The organism is Streptomyces sp. NPDC002845, assembly GCF_053591955.1.
Window position 1 is genome coordinate 52,637 of record NZ_JBSFUU010000013.1, and the last position, 15,178, is coordinate 67,814.

The following is a 15,178-nucleotide window of genomic DNA, read 5'->3' on the forward strand; positions in this document are numbered from 1 at the left end:
CCAGCGGTCCGTGCCGTGCCGAACATCGTGCGCCGCTCGACGGCCGGGCGCCCCGCGCAGGCGACTGACATCCTGGTGCACCTCTGCTCCTCCGTCGCGTCCAGGCTGACTTCGCCAGGCAGGATCGAGTATCGGAGCCAGAGGCCCGGCCGACCCGAGTTCGGTCGGCAGGCCGTACGCCCCGGCACCAACATGCATCCCGGCGCGCTCAGGAGGACCACGCCGCGAGGAGTTCCGCCGGGCCGTACGCGGCGTCTCGGCCGTGAAGGTGATCGAGGAGTACCCGAGCGTCTCCTGGGTGTCCTTCAGGTCGGTTCCGGCCGCGTAAACGGCCTTCTGGCCGCCGCTCTTTTCGGGACGTGGCGCCTCAGGCACTGGCGCCGGTCTCTTCTGCTCGTCAGTGCCGAGCAGCGGTTCGTGAGGCGCTGCGGAGTTGGGCGGCGCCTGCCGGCCGCGTGTCGGCGTACACGTGGATCGTCTCTGTGTACGCCGGTGGATGAGGGTTGTACGCTGCGAACGTGGAGGGGGACACGTATCGCTTCGGCGAGTACGAGCTGGACACTGCCCGGCACCAGCTCCGCCGGGCCGGCGAACCGGTCCACGTCGAGCCCCGGGCCCTGGACCTGCTGCGCCACCTGGTTGAGCGCCGTGACCGGGTGGTGGCGAAGAACGAGCTGCTCGACGAGGTGTGGGGTGACCGCTTTGTCAGCGAGGCCGCCCTCACCACGGCGCTGCGGACCGCGCGCCTGGCCGTGGGTGACACCGGCAGCCGGCAGCAACTGATCCGCACCGTGCACCGGCGGGGATACCAGTTCGTGGCTCCGGCGACGGTCATCGGAGGCGGCCGGTCCGCCGGCTCCGATCGAGGGCCCGGCGTTGAGTCGGCAACAGCCGACGGACCGAGCGGCGCCGACCGTCAGACGATCCGGTTCTGTCGGGCCGACGACGGTGCCCGCATCGCCTATGCCACCGTCGGCTCGGGCCCGCCTTTACTCAAGGCGGCCAACTGGATGACCCACCTCGACCTCGAGTGGACGACTCCGGTGTGGTCGCACTGGCTGGGCGGCCTGGCCCGCAAGCGCCAACTGATCCGCTACGACGAGCGGGGGTGCGGCCTGTCGGACTGGGCGGTGCCCAGCTTCACGTTCGATGACTGGGTCGACGACCTCGAGACCGTGGTCGAAGCCGTGGGGCTCGACCGCTTCCCGCTACTCGGGGTGTCGCAGGGCGGTGCGGTGGCGGTGGCCTATGCCGTGCGCCATCCCGAGCGGGTCAGTCGGCTGATCCTCGCCGGAGCCTACGCCCGAGGACGGCAGATCCGGGCGCGGAACGAGGCCGAGGGCGACGATGCGGCCCTCGACCTGGATCTGGCCCGGGTGGGGTGGACCCACCAGGACCCCAGATTCCTGCGGGTCTTCGCCACCCAGTTCCTGCCCGAGGGCACGCCGGAGGACTGGGACGGGTTCACCGCTTTCCAACGGCAGACGACCTCGCCGGCCAACGGGGCCCGTTTCCTGGAGGAGTTCGCCCGGATCGACGTGTCCGACATCGCCCACCGCGTGGACTGTCCAACGCTGATCATCCACTCGCGCGACGACGAGCGGGTGCCGGCCTCGCAGGCCAATGAGCTGGCGTCTCTCATTCCCGACAGCCGACTGGTCCTGCTCAAGAGCCGTAATCACCTGCTCACCGCGTTCGAACCGGCCTGGGACGAGTTCCTGTCCCACATCGACGCTTTCCTGGCCGAGTGACCTCAGCGGCCGGCCGCCGATGGACTGCTGGGCCTGGGCCTGGGCCTGGGTCTGGGCCTGGGTCTGGGTCAGGCAGCCGGCCGTCTGTGGGCCGTGGGGCCGGCGGGCGTTTCGGCTCCCGCCCGGGAGCGGCGGGCGGCCAGCAGGAGTCGGACGGCCATGACCGGGGTCATCAGTGACTCGCGTCGAGCCAGCAGGTTCTGCACCCGCAGCGTCGGGCGGGCCACCGGGACGGAGGTGTGACAGGCCCTGGAACACCTTGTCGAGGTAGCGGTTGACGAGGTCGGTGCCGGGGGGGGGAGTGGGCCCGCTGGTGCGCGGGTCGGCGAAGTCGGCCCCGGCCGCGGTCTTCCACGGCACGTCGACCATCTTCGCGGCCCGCCGGTCGAAGTCACGCGCCGGCGCCAGGGAGGCGGGGCCGTGGCGTTCAACGGCCCGGCCCAGGGCCCGGGCCTGCAGGGCCGCCGACGACATCCCCTGCGCGTGACCGCGTCCTGCGGCAGGCGGTCGGTCCCGTTCCAGTAGCTCCACCCGATCGACGTGGTCACTCAGGACCCCTGCGGTCACCAGACCCGCCGAGCCCGCTCCGATGACTGTGGCGGTGGTGCCGTTACGCTCCCTCATCTCTCATCCTTCTGGCTCGAACCCGGCCAGGAACTGTGGGCAGCCGGAAGCCGACCCATGGCGAGCCCGAAAGCCACCATGAAGCGATCACGAGGTCGAGCCCGGGAGTGGTCAACACCTGAGGCGTGCGGCCGTGGTGAACGGGAGGCGATGTCGGCGACGTTCACGTGTACGCCGGCAGGCGACGGTGTGTGGGCGTGCACCGGCATCGACGTGCGCAGCCGTACGACCGCCGGCGTGGCCCGGTTCATTCACCAACGGCAGCCCGCAGCATCAGGCCGGGCCTGAACACCCACCGGCTCCGACGGCCGCGACCACCACGGCGACCGGCCGGAGCCGACCAGGGGTGACAACTCCAAAGCCGTGGACGGGAACCGCTTGGCCGACCCGGCTGTCGACTGGGGGCGGCGCCCTCAACTCCCCCTCAGGAAAACCTCAGACCTCCACCAAGCTTTCACCTGGTGGAGGGCCCGATGCTTGATCGGTGCCGGGCCAAGGAGCATCCATACCGGACATCGGCCCCGGCCCGGCGTTCATTTCAGACGCAAGACACCGATGAGAGAAGGACACACCATGCGACTCGACAACACCAGGGCATCCGGCCCGATCCGGACTCGGCGTGGCCTGGCGCTGCTGATCGCCACGGGAGCCGGGCTGGGCTCCCTGCTGCTGGGAACGGTTCCCGCACATGCCAACGCCACCACCAAGCACGTCGCGTCGGACGGCCAGTCGGTCGCGTTCAAGACGAGCGACAGAAGCAAGCGCGTGCGCGGCGATATCACGTTCACCGTGAAGGCGGACGGCAACTGGAAGATCGACGCGGACGCGACCAACCCGCGCCCCGCGGGCCGCAACGTCCGCTGGACCTGCGACCTGTCGTGGGACGCGTCGACCGTCACGCACAAGACCGGGAAGAAGTGGGTGCCCCGCAAGAAGACCCGCACCCTCACCGCGGAAGCATACGACCCCTTCATCCAGGCGGACTTCGCCACCATCGTCGCCCGCGGGACGGCCGACTGCGACATCGTCATCGGCTAAGCGCTCCGCTGGAAGTCCGGTGCCACATCTGCGGGTCCGTCGTGGCTGGTCGCGCCCCGCGGCGGAGCCGCAGATGTACACAGCCCCGCGCCCCTTTGGGGCGCTGCCGAACCGCACCGGACTTCGCCTGGCCCGCTTAGTCGGACCGAGCTCCGTCAAACTGTGACCGCGAACGTTGATCGCGAACGTTGATCGCGTCACGCGCGCTCCGGCGTTCTTCCCGAACCGTTCACGCAGGTCTTGCGCGAAGGGCTGTCCGACCGCAGGCCGGGCAGCCCTTCGCGCAATCCGTCAGCGCGCGATCTCCAGGACGCGCAAGAGTGATGCCCTCGGCAGCCGCAGGTGGTTGGCGTATGACCGCCCGTGGCCGGCCTGCCGGCGGTGACAGGCCGGGTCCCGCGGTCTCGGGGAAGCGCCGGGCCCAGCCGGTCGCCCGGATCGAGTCACCCGGATCGAGAGGGTCGTCCCGCTGATGTCTCCGAGCCCACTGACAGCACCGAACGGGGAAACGCCAGGCATCGGTTCGCCGCTCCACTGCGTCGCCGTCCCGTCGGGCGGGGCTCGAACTCCACTTCCTGGGCGGCGTCGGCGTACCACGCCCGGGCATCGGCGGGAGCGCGGCCCGGAACCCGCACGAGTCCCCGCTACGACCGGGCGCCACGACGTACGAGGTCGAAGACGACCTCCCGGGGCGGGGATCGGCTGTTGGCGGGTGGCCTCGAAGCCGGTTCGGAGATCGGTGCGCAGCCTCGCGTCGTCGGACGCGTCCTGCCTGCCCGGCTACTCGGCGAGGAAGTTGTCGAGGTGGGAGAGGAAGGTGGGCCAGGCGGGGTCGGCGGCGGTGAACAGGTGGTTGCGGCTTTCGAGGAGGATCAGCCGACTGTCCGGGATGAGAGCGGCCAGTTCCAGGGCCTGTGAGACGGGGACTCGCGCGTCGTCGCGGGAGTGGATGATCAGCGTGGGACAGGTCACCTGGTGGGCGATGTCGGAGACGTCGATGCGGGCGAATTCTTCCAGGAAGCGAAGACCGTTGGCGGGCGAGGTCGTCTGCCGTGAGTAGGCGGCGAACGCGTCCCATTCCGCGGGTGTGGCGTCGGCGAGGAACTGGGAGGCGAAGAAGCGCAGGAAACTGCTGTCCTGGGAGCGCCATCCGGCGCGGGCGATGTTCAGGTCGACCTGAGCGGCATAGCGCTCGGCGTCGTTGCCGGCGCGGATCTGCTGTCCCCGGGCGTAGGCCGCGGTGAGGACCAGCCGGCTGACCCGCTCGGGGCGACGCGCGGCGTAGGCGACCGCCACCGCGCCGCCCTGTGACACCCCGAGCAGTGGGAAGCGGTCGAGGCCGACGGCGTCGACCACGGAGTCGAGGTCGTCGACCAGGTCGTCGAGGGTGAAGCTGGGCACTGTCCATTCGGAGAGGCCGCAGCCCCGCTCGTCGTAGCGGATGAGCTGCCGGTTGCGGGTGAGGCCGTCGAACCAGTGTGCAAACATCGGGGTGGTCCGATCGAGGTCGAGGTGGGTCAGCCAGTTGGCGGTCTTCACCAGGGGCGGGCCGTCGGCGGTGATGGCGTAGGCGATGCGGGTGCCGTCGGCGGACCGGCAGAACCGGATGACCTCGTGGTCCGCGTCTGCCGCTGCCGCAGTGGCGCGGGCGGTGGGCGTGGCGGGCGGAGTGGTGGAGGCCACTGTCGCGCCCGCGACGAACTGATAGCCGCGCCCACGCACAGTGCGAATGAACTGCTGTCGCGTGCCGCTGTCACCGATCGCGAGGCGGGCGGTGCGCAACCAGGCGGCGAGTTCGGCCTCGCTGACCGTGCGTCCGCGCCCCACCGTGTCGAGAAGCTCCTCCTTGGGCACGACGCGGTCGCGGTGCACGATGAGGTGGCAGAGCAGATCCACGGCTTGAGGTTCGATGTGAACCTGCTGTCCGTCGTGGCTGAGCCGACGGCGATCTGTGTCCAACTCGTACTGCCCGAGGTGGTAAACCGCGCCGTCCACAACAATGACTGTATATCGTTTTTTCGGCCCTGCGGGAGTTGCCCAGCACGACGCCCGCGCCCTGCGCGGCGCGTACGCCTGATGCTCCGCGAGCCCGCCCCCAAGGACGGCACTGCCCTGGCGATGCTTCTCGACGCCGCGATCCTCGCCGCCACCCTCGCCGAAGCCGAAGCCGCAGCCACAGCGACCGGCCACAACCCCGAGCTGCTCCTCCGGCAGGCTGCCGGGCAACGCGCCCTGGACGGCGCCGGCCACCCGCACGAGACCTGACCTGGCGTATCCAACACCTCAGCGTGAGAGCGGCACCCGGCGCACGTGCCCGCAGCACAGCACGGGCCCACAGCGCTGATCAGCATGTCGTCGAGAATCACGTGGCTCATCTCCTCCCGTGGGTAGCCGGTGGCCCGGGAGATGTCGGCGTCGCGGACTACGCAGTGCACGCAGCCGCGCTCGCGGAACCGGCGACGCAGGATCAGCCCGGCCTGGCGGAACGGGCCCAGCGCGCGGGAGCCCTTCGGGGTGCCGGTGGGGTACCGGTGGGGTACCGATCCGGCGCCGGTGGGCTGTCGGCAGGCACAACAGGTGATCCACGACATGGCGCGGGACATCGAGCACGGCAGGATGGCCGGCCAACGTGAAGCCTCAGGCTGAGTGGACAGGACCTTGTGGTGAGGCCTGCAAGGGAAGATCTGCGCGACTCGTGAAGGTCAACTCACTGAGAAAACCCTCAGTACTAGTCTGATCCCCCTGAACAGCTTTTCGAAGCACGGCACATGGGAAAGGTGACCGGTGATGTCGCTGAGCCCCGGCGATCTGGAGTCCATAGGCGGCTATACGCTGGTCGGTCGGCTCGGCAGTGGTGGCATGGGCGTCGTCTATCTGGGCCGCTCGGACTCGGGACGGCAGGTCGCGGTCAAGGTCGTGCACGCGCAGTACGCGCAGGACGAGGAGTTCCGGACGCGCTTCAGGCAGGAGGTCGCGGCGGTCCGCCGGGTGAGCGGGGCGTTCACGGCCCCGGTGGTGGATGCCGATCCGGACGCCGAACAGCCGTGGATGGCGACGCTGTATGTGCCGGGCCGCACGCTGTCGGACATCGTGGCCAAGGACGGCCCGTTGCGCGGACGCGAGTTGCGCACGCTCGCGCTGGGCCTTGTCGAGGCGCTGCGGGACATCCACCAGGCCGGCGTGGTGCACCGTGATCTGAAGCCGAGCAACGTCCTGATGGCCGAGGACGGACCCCGCGTCATCGACTTCGGCGTCTCGCACGCCGTCGACAACGAGGCCCTCACCGTGACCGGGCGGTTGATCGGCACCCCGCCGTTCATGTCTCCGGAGCAGTTCGCCGCGCCGCGGGATGTCACCGCGGCCTCGGACGTCTTCTCGCTGGGGTCGTTGCTGGTGTATTCGGCCACCGGTACCCGTCCGTTCGACGGCGCCAGCCCTTACCTGACGGGCTATCAGGTGATGTACGAGGCTCCGGCCCTGGACGGAGTCGCCGAACCGCTCCGGAGCATCGCCGAACGCTGTCTTGCCAAGGATCCGGCCGCCCGGCCCGAACTGGCCGAGCTGCACCGTCTGTTCCTTACGCTGCCGGATTCCGCCGCGCCGGTGGCGCCGGTGGCGCCGGTCGCGCCGGTCGCGCCGGTCGCGCCGGTCGCGCCGGGAGTGGCCGACTCGGCGGAGACCGGCAGCCAGGTTTCCCATAGTCGCCCCGTTCCACGAGGCCGGGCCACCCCCGCGGGGAAGGGGGGAACGGACAGCACCCGGACCGGTCACGGACGTCGACGGCGGCGCGTCCTCGTCGGCCTCGCCGCAGCCCTGGTCGTCGCCGGGCTGAGCATCACGGCAGTGAAAATCGGATCGGATCAGAACAACACTTCCCAGTCGCCCACCGCGCCCGTGTCCGCGGCCCCCGCCGGCGAACCCACGGTGACGCCACCGCCGAAGCACGTGCGGTGGGACTACCAGATCGGCGGCGCGTACACCCCGCCGACCGGTGTGCAGGTGGTCAGTCGCAGCTACGAGGACGCGCCCGCGCCAGGTGCGTACAACATCTGCAATCTCAACGCCTTCCAGGCACAGGAGGACGCGGAGGGCGACTGGGACTCCGACCTGCTGCTGCGCGACGCCGACGGGGATGTCGTCTACGCCAAGAACTGGGGCGAGGCGGTCCTGGACATCCGCACGGACGCCAAGCGGAAACGTATCGCCGCCAAGGTGAACACCTGGATCGACGAGTGCGCGGCCAAGGGGTACAAGGCCGCCGAGCCCGACAACTACGACACCTTCACCCGCTTCCCGAGATACCTCACGGCCGACCAGGCCAAGGCGTTCATGAAGCTGCTGTCGGCGCACGCCCACGAGAAGGGCCTGGCCGTCGCCCAGAAGAACACCGTGGAGCTCGCGCCCGACCGTGCGTCCGTGGGCCTGGACTTCGCCGTGGTGGAGGAGTGCGGCAGGTGGAACGAGTGCGGCGAGTTCGCCGAGGCGTTCGACAACAACGTGCTCGTGGTCGAGTTCACGGAGACGGGCATGTCGGAAGCGTGCTCCGGCTGGAGCAGCACACTGAGCATCATCCGCCGCGACGAGAACGTCGTGCCCAAGGGCACGAGCGGCTACCTCCGCCAGGCCTGCTGACGCCAAACCCGCTGAACGGCGGTACAGGTTCGCGGGACCAGCCCGCCCCGCGGCCCGCCGGGCACGGGACTGGGTCCGCACTTCGGCGCCGTATCGCCGCCATGTGTTACGCCTCGGCCAGGAGGGCCACGCGGCCAGAAGTTGCGCGGCGAGGTCGTGCTCGACGTGTACGACGCCCGTGCGCTGCGCACCGACCGTGCGACCGGCGGCTGAAGCCCGGTGTTCTACGTGGCCGGACCCCGCGTGCCGGTGTCTCAGGCCGCCGTGTAGCCGAGCTGGCGCCTCATGTACGGGGTCATGAGGGTCTTCGCCTTGGCCAGGGTGGTGGTGCGGCCGCCGAGGACCGCGGTCTCGCCGCCCGGTACGGGCAGCATGGTCACGCCGTCGGCCGGGCCGAAGGGCACGATGAGCGGGGTGCGGTGGGTCGGCCGGTAGAAGCGGGGCTCCTTGCGGTGCCTGCCGGAACTGTGCAGGTAGGCGCGGATGTTCCAGGCGGCGAGGTCCGCCTGGGCGAGCGCGGCGGGAGTGATCTTGAGCTCGGTGGCGTCGTTCACGTCGCCGACCGCGAACACATCCAGATGTCCCTCGACGCGGAGCGCCCGGTCGACCTTCACGTGCCCGGCCCCGTTCAGCCAGTCGCCGTGTCCGGCCAGGCGCAGCCAGAGCGTGTTGGGGGTGGTACCGGTCGCCCAGAAGGAGGCGTCGGCATCGATGACGTTGCCGTGGGTGTCGCGATAGGTGCCGAAGTCGTTGCCCGGGGACATGAAGGCGTCGAGCCGCACCTCCACGTCGTGGGACTCCAGCCAGTGGCGGGCCTTGCGCCCGGCCCGCGCGCTGCCGGTGGAGTGGAGCAGCGCCGGACCGGCGTGGGCGAGTGTGACCCGGGCGTCCGGGCGGGCCAGGCGGATCTCGGCGCTGAGCTCGATGCCCGAGGGGCCACCGCCGACGACGAGGATACGGTCGGCGGAGGCGATGTTCTGCTGGTGCGCGGCGAACGACTTGACCGCCTCCTCGGTGGTCGTACCGGTGAAGCGGGCCGGTTCGGGGTAGTCGGCCCCGGTGGCGATCACCACCACGTCGTACGGCAGCCGCTCACCTGTGGCGAGCACCACCTGCCGCTCGGCGGTGTCGACGCGGACCACCTTGCCCAGGGCCACGCGGCCGTTGCGCAGCAGCCGGTCGTACGGGATGAAGGGCGTCACCGTCCACTCCGGGCGTACGCCGGCGCGCAGGGAGACGATGCGGTGGAAGAAAACCTCCTTGCGGTCCACCAGCGTGACCCGTGCCGTCTCGTCCAACCGTTTCGCCAGACGGACGCCCGCATAGCCGCCGCCTATTACCACTACGTCGCTGTCACGCACACCGAGCTCCTGTGCCTGTGGGGGAGCGAGGGCCGCGGTGGGGGCCGCCATTGGCCACTCGACTGGCGGCGAGCGTAACGCTTGAAACATCAAGTCATGCTGGGACTTTGTGTGCGTTCTGTGAAGTGACAGTGCCGATGCCGCCCCGGCCGACGGGGGCGAGAGCCCCGTCGGCCGGTGAGCGCGGGTCGGTCAGGTCAGGCCGTGGCGCACGTCGTGCCGCTGAGGGTGAACGTGGTCGGGGCCGTGTTGGTGGCGCCCTTGGTCCCGGTGAAGCCGACGGCGACCGAGCCGGCGGCGGGGATGGTGGACGTGTAGGAGGCGGGGGTGACGGACACCGTGCCGCCGGTCTGGATGGGGGTTCCGCCCCACATGTTGGTGATGGTCTGGCCGTCGGCGAAGGCGAAGGACAGGGCCCAGCCGTTGAGCGTCGCCGTGCCGGTGTTGCGGATGGTGATCTCGCCCTGGAAGCCGCCCTGCCACTCGTTCACGACCCGGTAGGCGACGGAGCAGCCCGTGCCCGGGGTGGTGCCGTCCGTGGTGACGTCCACCGTTGCCGAGCGGGGCGAGCGGTTGCCGGCCGCGTCCCGGGCGTAGACGGCGAAGGTGTACGCCGTGTCGGCGGTCAGGCCGGACACGGTCGCGGCGTTGGTGGTGGAGGCGGCGACCGTCGTTTCGGAGCCTGAGCCGGAGGCGATCCGGACTACGTCGTAGCCCGTTACGCCAACGTTGTCAGTGGCCGCGGGCCAGGTCAGGCTGACCGAGGTGGCAGTCACGGCGGAGGCGGTCGGGGTGCCGGGGGCGGTCGGGGCCTGGGTGTCGCCCGGGGTGCCGCCGCCGAAGATGGTGGCCTCCTTGGACGTCTGGGCTATGCCGTTGACGCCGTTGAAGATCCGCTGGCCCCAGGGACTGAGCCGGTTCGGGTCGAAGTCGATCGCCAGGTCGAGGATCGGGTCGGTGTTGCCGCTCCAGGACCAGGCCAGGTAACCGAGGTCGAGCTGCTCGGCGGCGGCCAGCATCGTGTCCTCGTCCGGGTCGCCCCACTGGTCGGGCGGGCCGCCGAACTCGCCTATGAGGATGGGCAGTCCGGCGTCGACGAAGGCGTTCAGGTAGTCCGTGATCTCCTGGGCCGTGTCGAAGACGCTGTACATGTGGATCGAGAAGGTCAGGTTGCCGGTGATGTCGGCGTCGTACACGGTCTGGGCGTTGGCACGCATGACGCCTTCCCAGTCCTGGCCCCAGTTGGGCGCGTCCACCATGATCGTGTGCTCGAACCCGGCGGCCCGCAGCTTCTGGATCGCGGCGATCGTGGGCGCGGTCCAGCCCGCGGGATCGGTGTTGCCCCAGGGCTCGTTGCCGATGTTGATGACGACGTAGTTCTCTTCGCCGGTGAGCACGCTCTGCAGGCCGATCCAGTAGTCGGCCGCCTGGTCGAGCGTGCCCGCCGCGGCGTCCTCGCCGTAGCCGGTGGTGTCGTGCACCTCCAGTACGCAGATGAGGCGGTTGGCCTTGCAGCTCGCGATGACGGCGGCCACGTCCTGAGCGCTGTTCTCGGTCCAGCGGTGGCCGTTGGAGAGGACTACGCGGACGCTGTTGGCGCCCAACGCCTTGATGTCCGCCAGCGACTGCGTCTGCCCCGGGTACCAGGTGTGGGCGTGGTTCACGCCGCGCATGACGAAGTCGTTGCCGTTGCCTTCGAGCAGGCGGCCGTCGTTGATGTGGATGCCGGTGGCCTGGACGGCGGGTGACTGCGCGTGGGCGGGGGTCGGGCCGGCTGCGCCGAGAACAACCAGCCCCAAGAAGGTGGCCAGTGCGGTCAGCAGGACGGCGACGGGGCTCTTTCGCATGGTGCTTCGTGTTGTGCTTCCAGTCGTACTTCTTGTTGTGCTTCCAGTCGTGCTTCTTGTTGATCTCACTGCGACTCCTGAAAGTGAGCGCCAAGAAACTTGAGCATCAGCAGAAATGTGGGAGCGCTCCCATAAACTCACCGGGTCAGGAACACGTCAAGGCGTCGCGCACGTTCGGTGTGCCGCGACGCCCCCGGAACCACAACGCCACCGTCACCCCGACCGACACCCCCGCCATCACCGCCATCGCCCCGCCCGGCGAGGTCAGTTGGGCCACCGTGCCGGCCAGGGCCGCGCTCAGGCCCTGGAGGGTGAGCATGCCGGCGGAGTGGAGGCCGAGGGCGTGGCCGGTGAGGTGGGGCGGGGTGAGGGAGAGGAGACGTTCCTGCTGGATCAGGCCGGCGCCGAAGCCGATGGAGGCGAGGGCAGCGCAGGCGGCGGCCAGTGGGACTCCGGGGTGCAGGGCGAAGACCAGGTACGGCGTGGCCAGGAGCAGAAGCAGGGGCGTGGCGAGGCGGCGGCGTATGCGGGGCGGGAGGAGGCGGCCCACGGTCACATCGCCGGCCAGCATGCCGAGGGCCGCCGCGGCGAAGAGAGTGCCCGCGTGGTCGGGGGCGTACGAGACGAACAGGGACTCGCAGCCGACGATCAGGCCGTTGGGGAGCCACAGGCCGAGGTAGAGGCGGCGGCGTGGGGCGTACGACCAGAGGTGGGCGTTGGTGCGCCAGGTCTCCGGGATCGAGGGGCGGCCGGTGGCCCGTGGGGCGCGGCGGGTCAGGCCCAGGCGGGTGACGAGTGCGGCCGCCAGGTGCAGTGCCGCCGCCGTGAGGAGGGTGAGGCGCGGGGAGAGGGTGGCCACGAGGACGCCGCCGGTCGCGTAGCCCGTGATCTGTACGAGCCCGTGCATGATGTTGAAGACCGAGCGGCCCGGCAGATAGCCGTCCTCCGGGAGGATCTCGTTCAGCAGGCCCCAGCGGACTCCCCCGCCGAGCGACGCGATCAGGCCCTGGAGCAGGATCAGGGAGAAGACCGCCCCGAGGGGAAGGGCCGGGATCGCCAGCACCGCCGTACCCGTCGCGAAGGCCAGCGACATCCCCGCCAGCGTCGTTCTCGGGCGGAGCCGGTCGGCCGCCGAGAGCAGCGTCGTCGCGCCCACCACCTGGGCCAGGGACGGGCCGAACATGCTCAGCGCCGACAGCAGAGGGGACCGTGTCGCCTCGTACACCAGCGTGCCGAGCGCCAGGCCGCTCACCGTCGACGCCGCCACGTGGAGGGCGGAGGTCGCGAAGAGGGGGGTGAACTCCCTTGTGCGGAAGAGGTCTTGGTAGCCGCGCATGGAGGGACGATCACGCGGTTCCCCGGCTCGTCGTTACTGTTTCGCCGGTACGCGAAAGGATGAGGGCGCCAGAGGAGACGTGGGTTGCCATGGGCTGGTGGCAGGTCAACGCCGACACGCTCGCCGGGAGCCGGTTCGTCGTCTCGCCGATGGCCGAGACGTTCGCGAGCCTGAAGGTGCTGCACGCGGGGGCGGGCTCGCATCCCGGTGAGCGGGACTGGCTGGCAGCCCATCTGCCCACGTACCGCGCCGAGTTGGCGCGGCACCCCGTCACCGCCGTCCTCATCCGCTCAGGTCTGGGGCGGGACTGGATCGCCGACTTCCTGACGCCCACCCCGCGCGAGGGCGAGTCCTTCGCGGACGAGCTCGCCCGGGTGCGCGGCGCCGGCCCCGCGGCCGCCAGGGACCACCTCACGGTCTCACTCCGCGGTCCGTTGCCCGACACCCTGCACCGGGACGACCTTCCCCAACTCGCGGCGGATCTGCTGGAGTTCGTGTGGGAGGAGACCGTACGGCCCTACTGGGAGCGGCGGAAGCGCGTCCTGGAGGCCGATGTGCTCGCCCGGGTCGCGCAGTTGGGGCAGGGCGGGTGGACGGCGGTGCTGGATGCCCTGCGGCCGGGGATGCGGTGGCTCGGGGAGAGCCGGCTGCAGGTGAACCTGCACGAGTATCCGCCGCGGGAGATCTCCGGGGCGGAGTTGCTCTTCGTGCCCGTGACTCCGCAGCGGCACGGGTGGGTGGCGTGGGAGGAGGGGGGCGGGCGGTACGCGGTCGTGTACCCGTGCGCGGGGGTGCTGGCCGAGGGGCGGGGTGGAGGTCTCCCCGTACCCGCCGCGCTCGGTGCCCTGCTGGGGCACACGCGCGCCCGTGTGCTCGCACTCCTCGACTCCCCCATGAGTACGACCCAGTTGGTGGCCCTGACCGGGCAGGGGCTGGGGTCGGTGGGGCGGCATCTGAAGGTGCTGCTGGATGCCCGTCTGGTGCGGCGGAGGCGGGTGGGGAGGTCGGTGCTGTACTTCCGGACGCCCGCGGGTGAGGTACTCGTCACGGCCCAGGAGGGACGGGGCCACGGGTCCGCCACGTAACGGAGTTAGCATCCGCTCATGACTACTGACAACGCGACTCCTGACAACAGTGGGACTTCTGTCCTCGATGTGGAAATCGGTTCGCTGCAGGGCGGTGCCGCGGACCTCTCGCAGTACGCGGGCAAGGCCGTGCTCGTCGTCAACGTGGCGTCCAAGTGCGGGCTGACTCCGCAGTACGCGGGGCTGGAACGACTGCAGGAGCGGTACGCCGAGAAGGGGTTCACCGTGCTCGGGGTGCCCTGCAACCAGTTCCTCGGGCAGGAGCCGGGGAGTGCGGAGGAGATCGCCGAGTTCTGTTCGGCCACGTACGGGGTGACCTTCCCCATGACCGAGAAGGTCGAGGTGAACGGGGACGGCAGGCATCCGCTGTACGAGCGGCTCGTGCGGCACGCGGACGGCGAGGGGCACACCGGGGACATCCGCTGGAACTTCGAGAAGTTCCTGATCGGCCGGGACGGCAGGGTCGTCGCCCGCTTCTCGCCGCAGACCGAGCCGGAGGCGGCGGAGGTCGTGGCGGCCGTCGAGAGCGCGCTCGCCTAGCCGGTTGACCTTACCCCTGGGGCAGGGCCGAGCGTCCTTCTCACCGGGCGGAAGAGCCGCCCGGTGACGGAGGATGACGTGGTGGACGTTCGGGACGAGGAGTTGCTCACCATCGGCGCGTTCGCCGCACGGGCCCGGCTGTCGGCCAAGGCCCTGCGGCTGTACGACCGCCTCGGACTGCTGGCCCCGGCCCATGTCGACGAGGTCAGTGGCTACCGCTACTACCGTGTCGCCCAGATCGAACGCGCCCGCCTGGTGGCGCTCCTGCGCCAGCTGGACATGCCGCTCGCACGGATCGCGGAGGTCGTCGAGGCCCCGGACGGGACAACGGCGGCCGGCCGGCTCGACGCGTACTGGGCGGACGTGGAGGCGCGGTTCGCGGGGCAGCGGACGCTCGCCGAGTACCTCCGTGGACGACTGTCGGGGAGGAGCTCCGAGATGTACGAGAAGTTCGTGGTCGAGACGGTGGACGTGCCCGAGCAGGTGCTGATCACCGAGACCCGGCATGTGCTGGCGGGCGAGCTGTCGGCGTGGATCGGCGCGTCGCTGGGCCGACTGGAGTCGGCGGCGAGGGAGTGCGGCGGCAGCACGGCGGCGCCGTTCGTCGTGTACCACTCCGACGTGTCGATGGAGAGCGACGGACCGGCCGAGTCCTGTGTGCCGGTGGCCGACGAGGCGGCGGCCCGGGCATGGGCCGACCAGCACGACCGTACGTGGGAGACGAAAGTACGCGTGGAGCCGGCCCACCGGCTCGCCTACACCCGGATCACCAAGGCCCAAGTGGCCCATCCGCAGATTCTGGCCGCCTTCGAGGCGGTGGAGGCGTGGATCCCGAAGCAGGGGCTGTGGCAGGCGGGTCCGTGCCGGGAGGTGTACTTCGCGGACTGGGACGCGGCGGGGCCGGGGGATCCGGTGTGTGATGTGGCGTTTCCGGTGAGGTGAGTTGAGGGGCGGTCGGTGGACG

11 protein-coding genes are annotated in these 15,178 nt (G+C 70.4%); 7 read left to right on the forward strand and 4 right to left on the reverse strand.

From position 1 onward, the window contains the following. Positions 1-518: 518 nt before the first annotated feature. Both ACWD3C_RS12015 and ACWD3C_RS12020 read left to right on the forward strand, forming a co-directional pair. Positions 519-1,751 (forward strand): alpha/beta fold hydrolase, encoded by a 1,233-nt coding sequence (locus ACWD3C_RS12015; RefSeq protein WP_451142751.1) that lies wholly within the window; start codon positions 519-521, stop codon positions 1,749-1,751. 1,197 nt (positions 1,752-2,948) lie between these two features. Beyond that, the gene (locus ACWD3C_RS12020; RefSeq protein ID WP_451142753.1) at positions 2,949-3,413 is read left to right on the forward strand and encodes a hypothetical protein; all 465 of its coding nucleotides are present in this window, start codon (positions 2,949-2,951) and stop codon (positions 3,411-3,413) included. Between the two features lie 780 nt (positions 3,414-4,193). On the opposite strand, the gene ACWD3C_RS12025 is transcribed toward ACWD3C_RS12020, so the two are convergent. Beyond that, the gene (locus ACWD3C_RS12025) at positions 4,194-5,408 is read right to left on the reverse strand and encodes an alpha/beta fold hydrolase (protein ID WP_451142755.1); all 1,215 of its coding nucleotides are present in this window, start codon (positions 5,406-5,408) and stop codon (positions 4,194-4,196) included. Positions 5,409-5,489: 81 nt separating this feature from the next. Here ACWD3C_RS12025 and ACWD3C_RS12030 point away from each other — a divergent pair, with 81 nt between their 5' ends. Together ACWD3C_RS12030 and ACWD3C_RS12035 are read left to right on the forward strand one after the other, a co-directional pair. Beyond that, positions 5,490-5,678, forward strand: coding sequence for a hypothetical protein (locus ACWD3C_RS12030; protein ID WP_451142756.1), 189 nt, complete (start codon positions 5,490-5,492; stop codon positions 5,676-5,678). Positions 5,679-6,200: 522 nt separating this feature from the next. Then, positions 6,201-8,045 carry an endo alpha-1,4 polygalactosaminidase gene (locus ACWD3C_RS12035; RefSeq protein WP_451142758.1) on the forward strand — a complete coding sequence of 615 codons (1,845 nt, stop codon included), beginning with the start codon at positions 6,201-6,203 and terminating at the stop codon, positions 8,043-8,045. Positions 8,046-8,299: 254 nt separating this feature from the next. On the opposite strand, the gene ACWD3C_RS12040 is transcribed toward ACWD3C_RS12035, so the two are convergent. From ACWD3C_RS12040 to ACWD3C_RS12050, 3 genes are all read right to left on the reverse strand, one after another. Continuing rightward, complete coding sequence (locus ACWD3C_RS12040; RefSeq protein ID WP_451142760.1) at positions 8,300-9,406, reverse strand: NAD(P)/FAD-dependent oxidoreductase; 1,107 nt, start codon at positions 9,404-9,406, stop codon at positions 8,300-8,302. Between the two features lie 197 nt (positions 9,407-9,603). Then, positions 9,604-11,253, reverse strand: coding sequence for a cellulase family glycosylhydrolase (locus tag ACWD3C_RS12045; RefSeq protein ID WP_451142762.1), 1,650 nt, complete (start codon positions 11,251-11,253; stop codon positions 9,604-9,606). Positions 11,254-11,398: 145 nt separating this feature from the next. Beyond that, positions 11,399-12,589 (reverse strand): MFS transporter, encoded by a 1,191-nt coding sequence (locus tag ACWD3C_RS12050; RefSeq protein WP_451142763.1) that lies wholly within the window; start codon positions 12,587-12,589, stop codon positions 11,399-11,401. Between the two features lie 89 nt (positions 12,590-12,678). Between ACWD3C_RS12050 and ACWD3C_RS12055 the strand changes: the two genes are divergently transcribed. The 3 genes from ACWD3C_RS12055 to ACWD3C_RS12065 all read left to right on the forward strand — a co-directional run bounded on the left by ACWD3C_RS12055 (position 12,679) and on the right by ACWD3C_RS12065 (position 15,156). After that, positions 12,679-13,674 (forward strand): helix-turn-helix domain-containing protein, encoded by a 996-nt coding sequence (locus ACWD3C_RS12055; protein ID WP_451142765.1) that lies wholly within the window; start codon positions 12,679-12,681, stop codon positions 13,672-13,674. Between the two features lie 18 nt (positions 13,675-13,692). Next, positions 13,693-14,214 carry a glutathione peroxidase gene (locus tag ACWD3C_RS12060; protein WP_451142767.1) on the forward strand — a complete coding sequence of 174 codons (522 nt, stop codon included), beginning with the start codon at positions 13,693-13,695 and terminating at the stop codon, positions 14,212-14,214. 63 nt (positions 14,215-14,277) lie between these two features. Continuing rightward, positions 14,278-15,156, forward strand: a complete 879-nt coding sequence (locus ACWD3C_RS12065) for a MerR family transcriptional regulator (RefSeq protein WP_451142769.1) — start codon at positions 14,278-14,280, stop codon at positions 15,154-15,156. Positions 15,157-15,178: the final 22 nt, after the last annotated feature.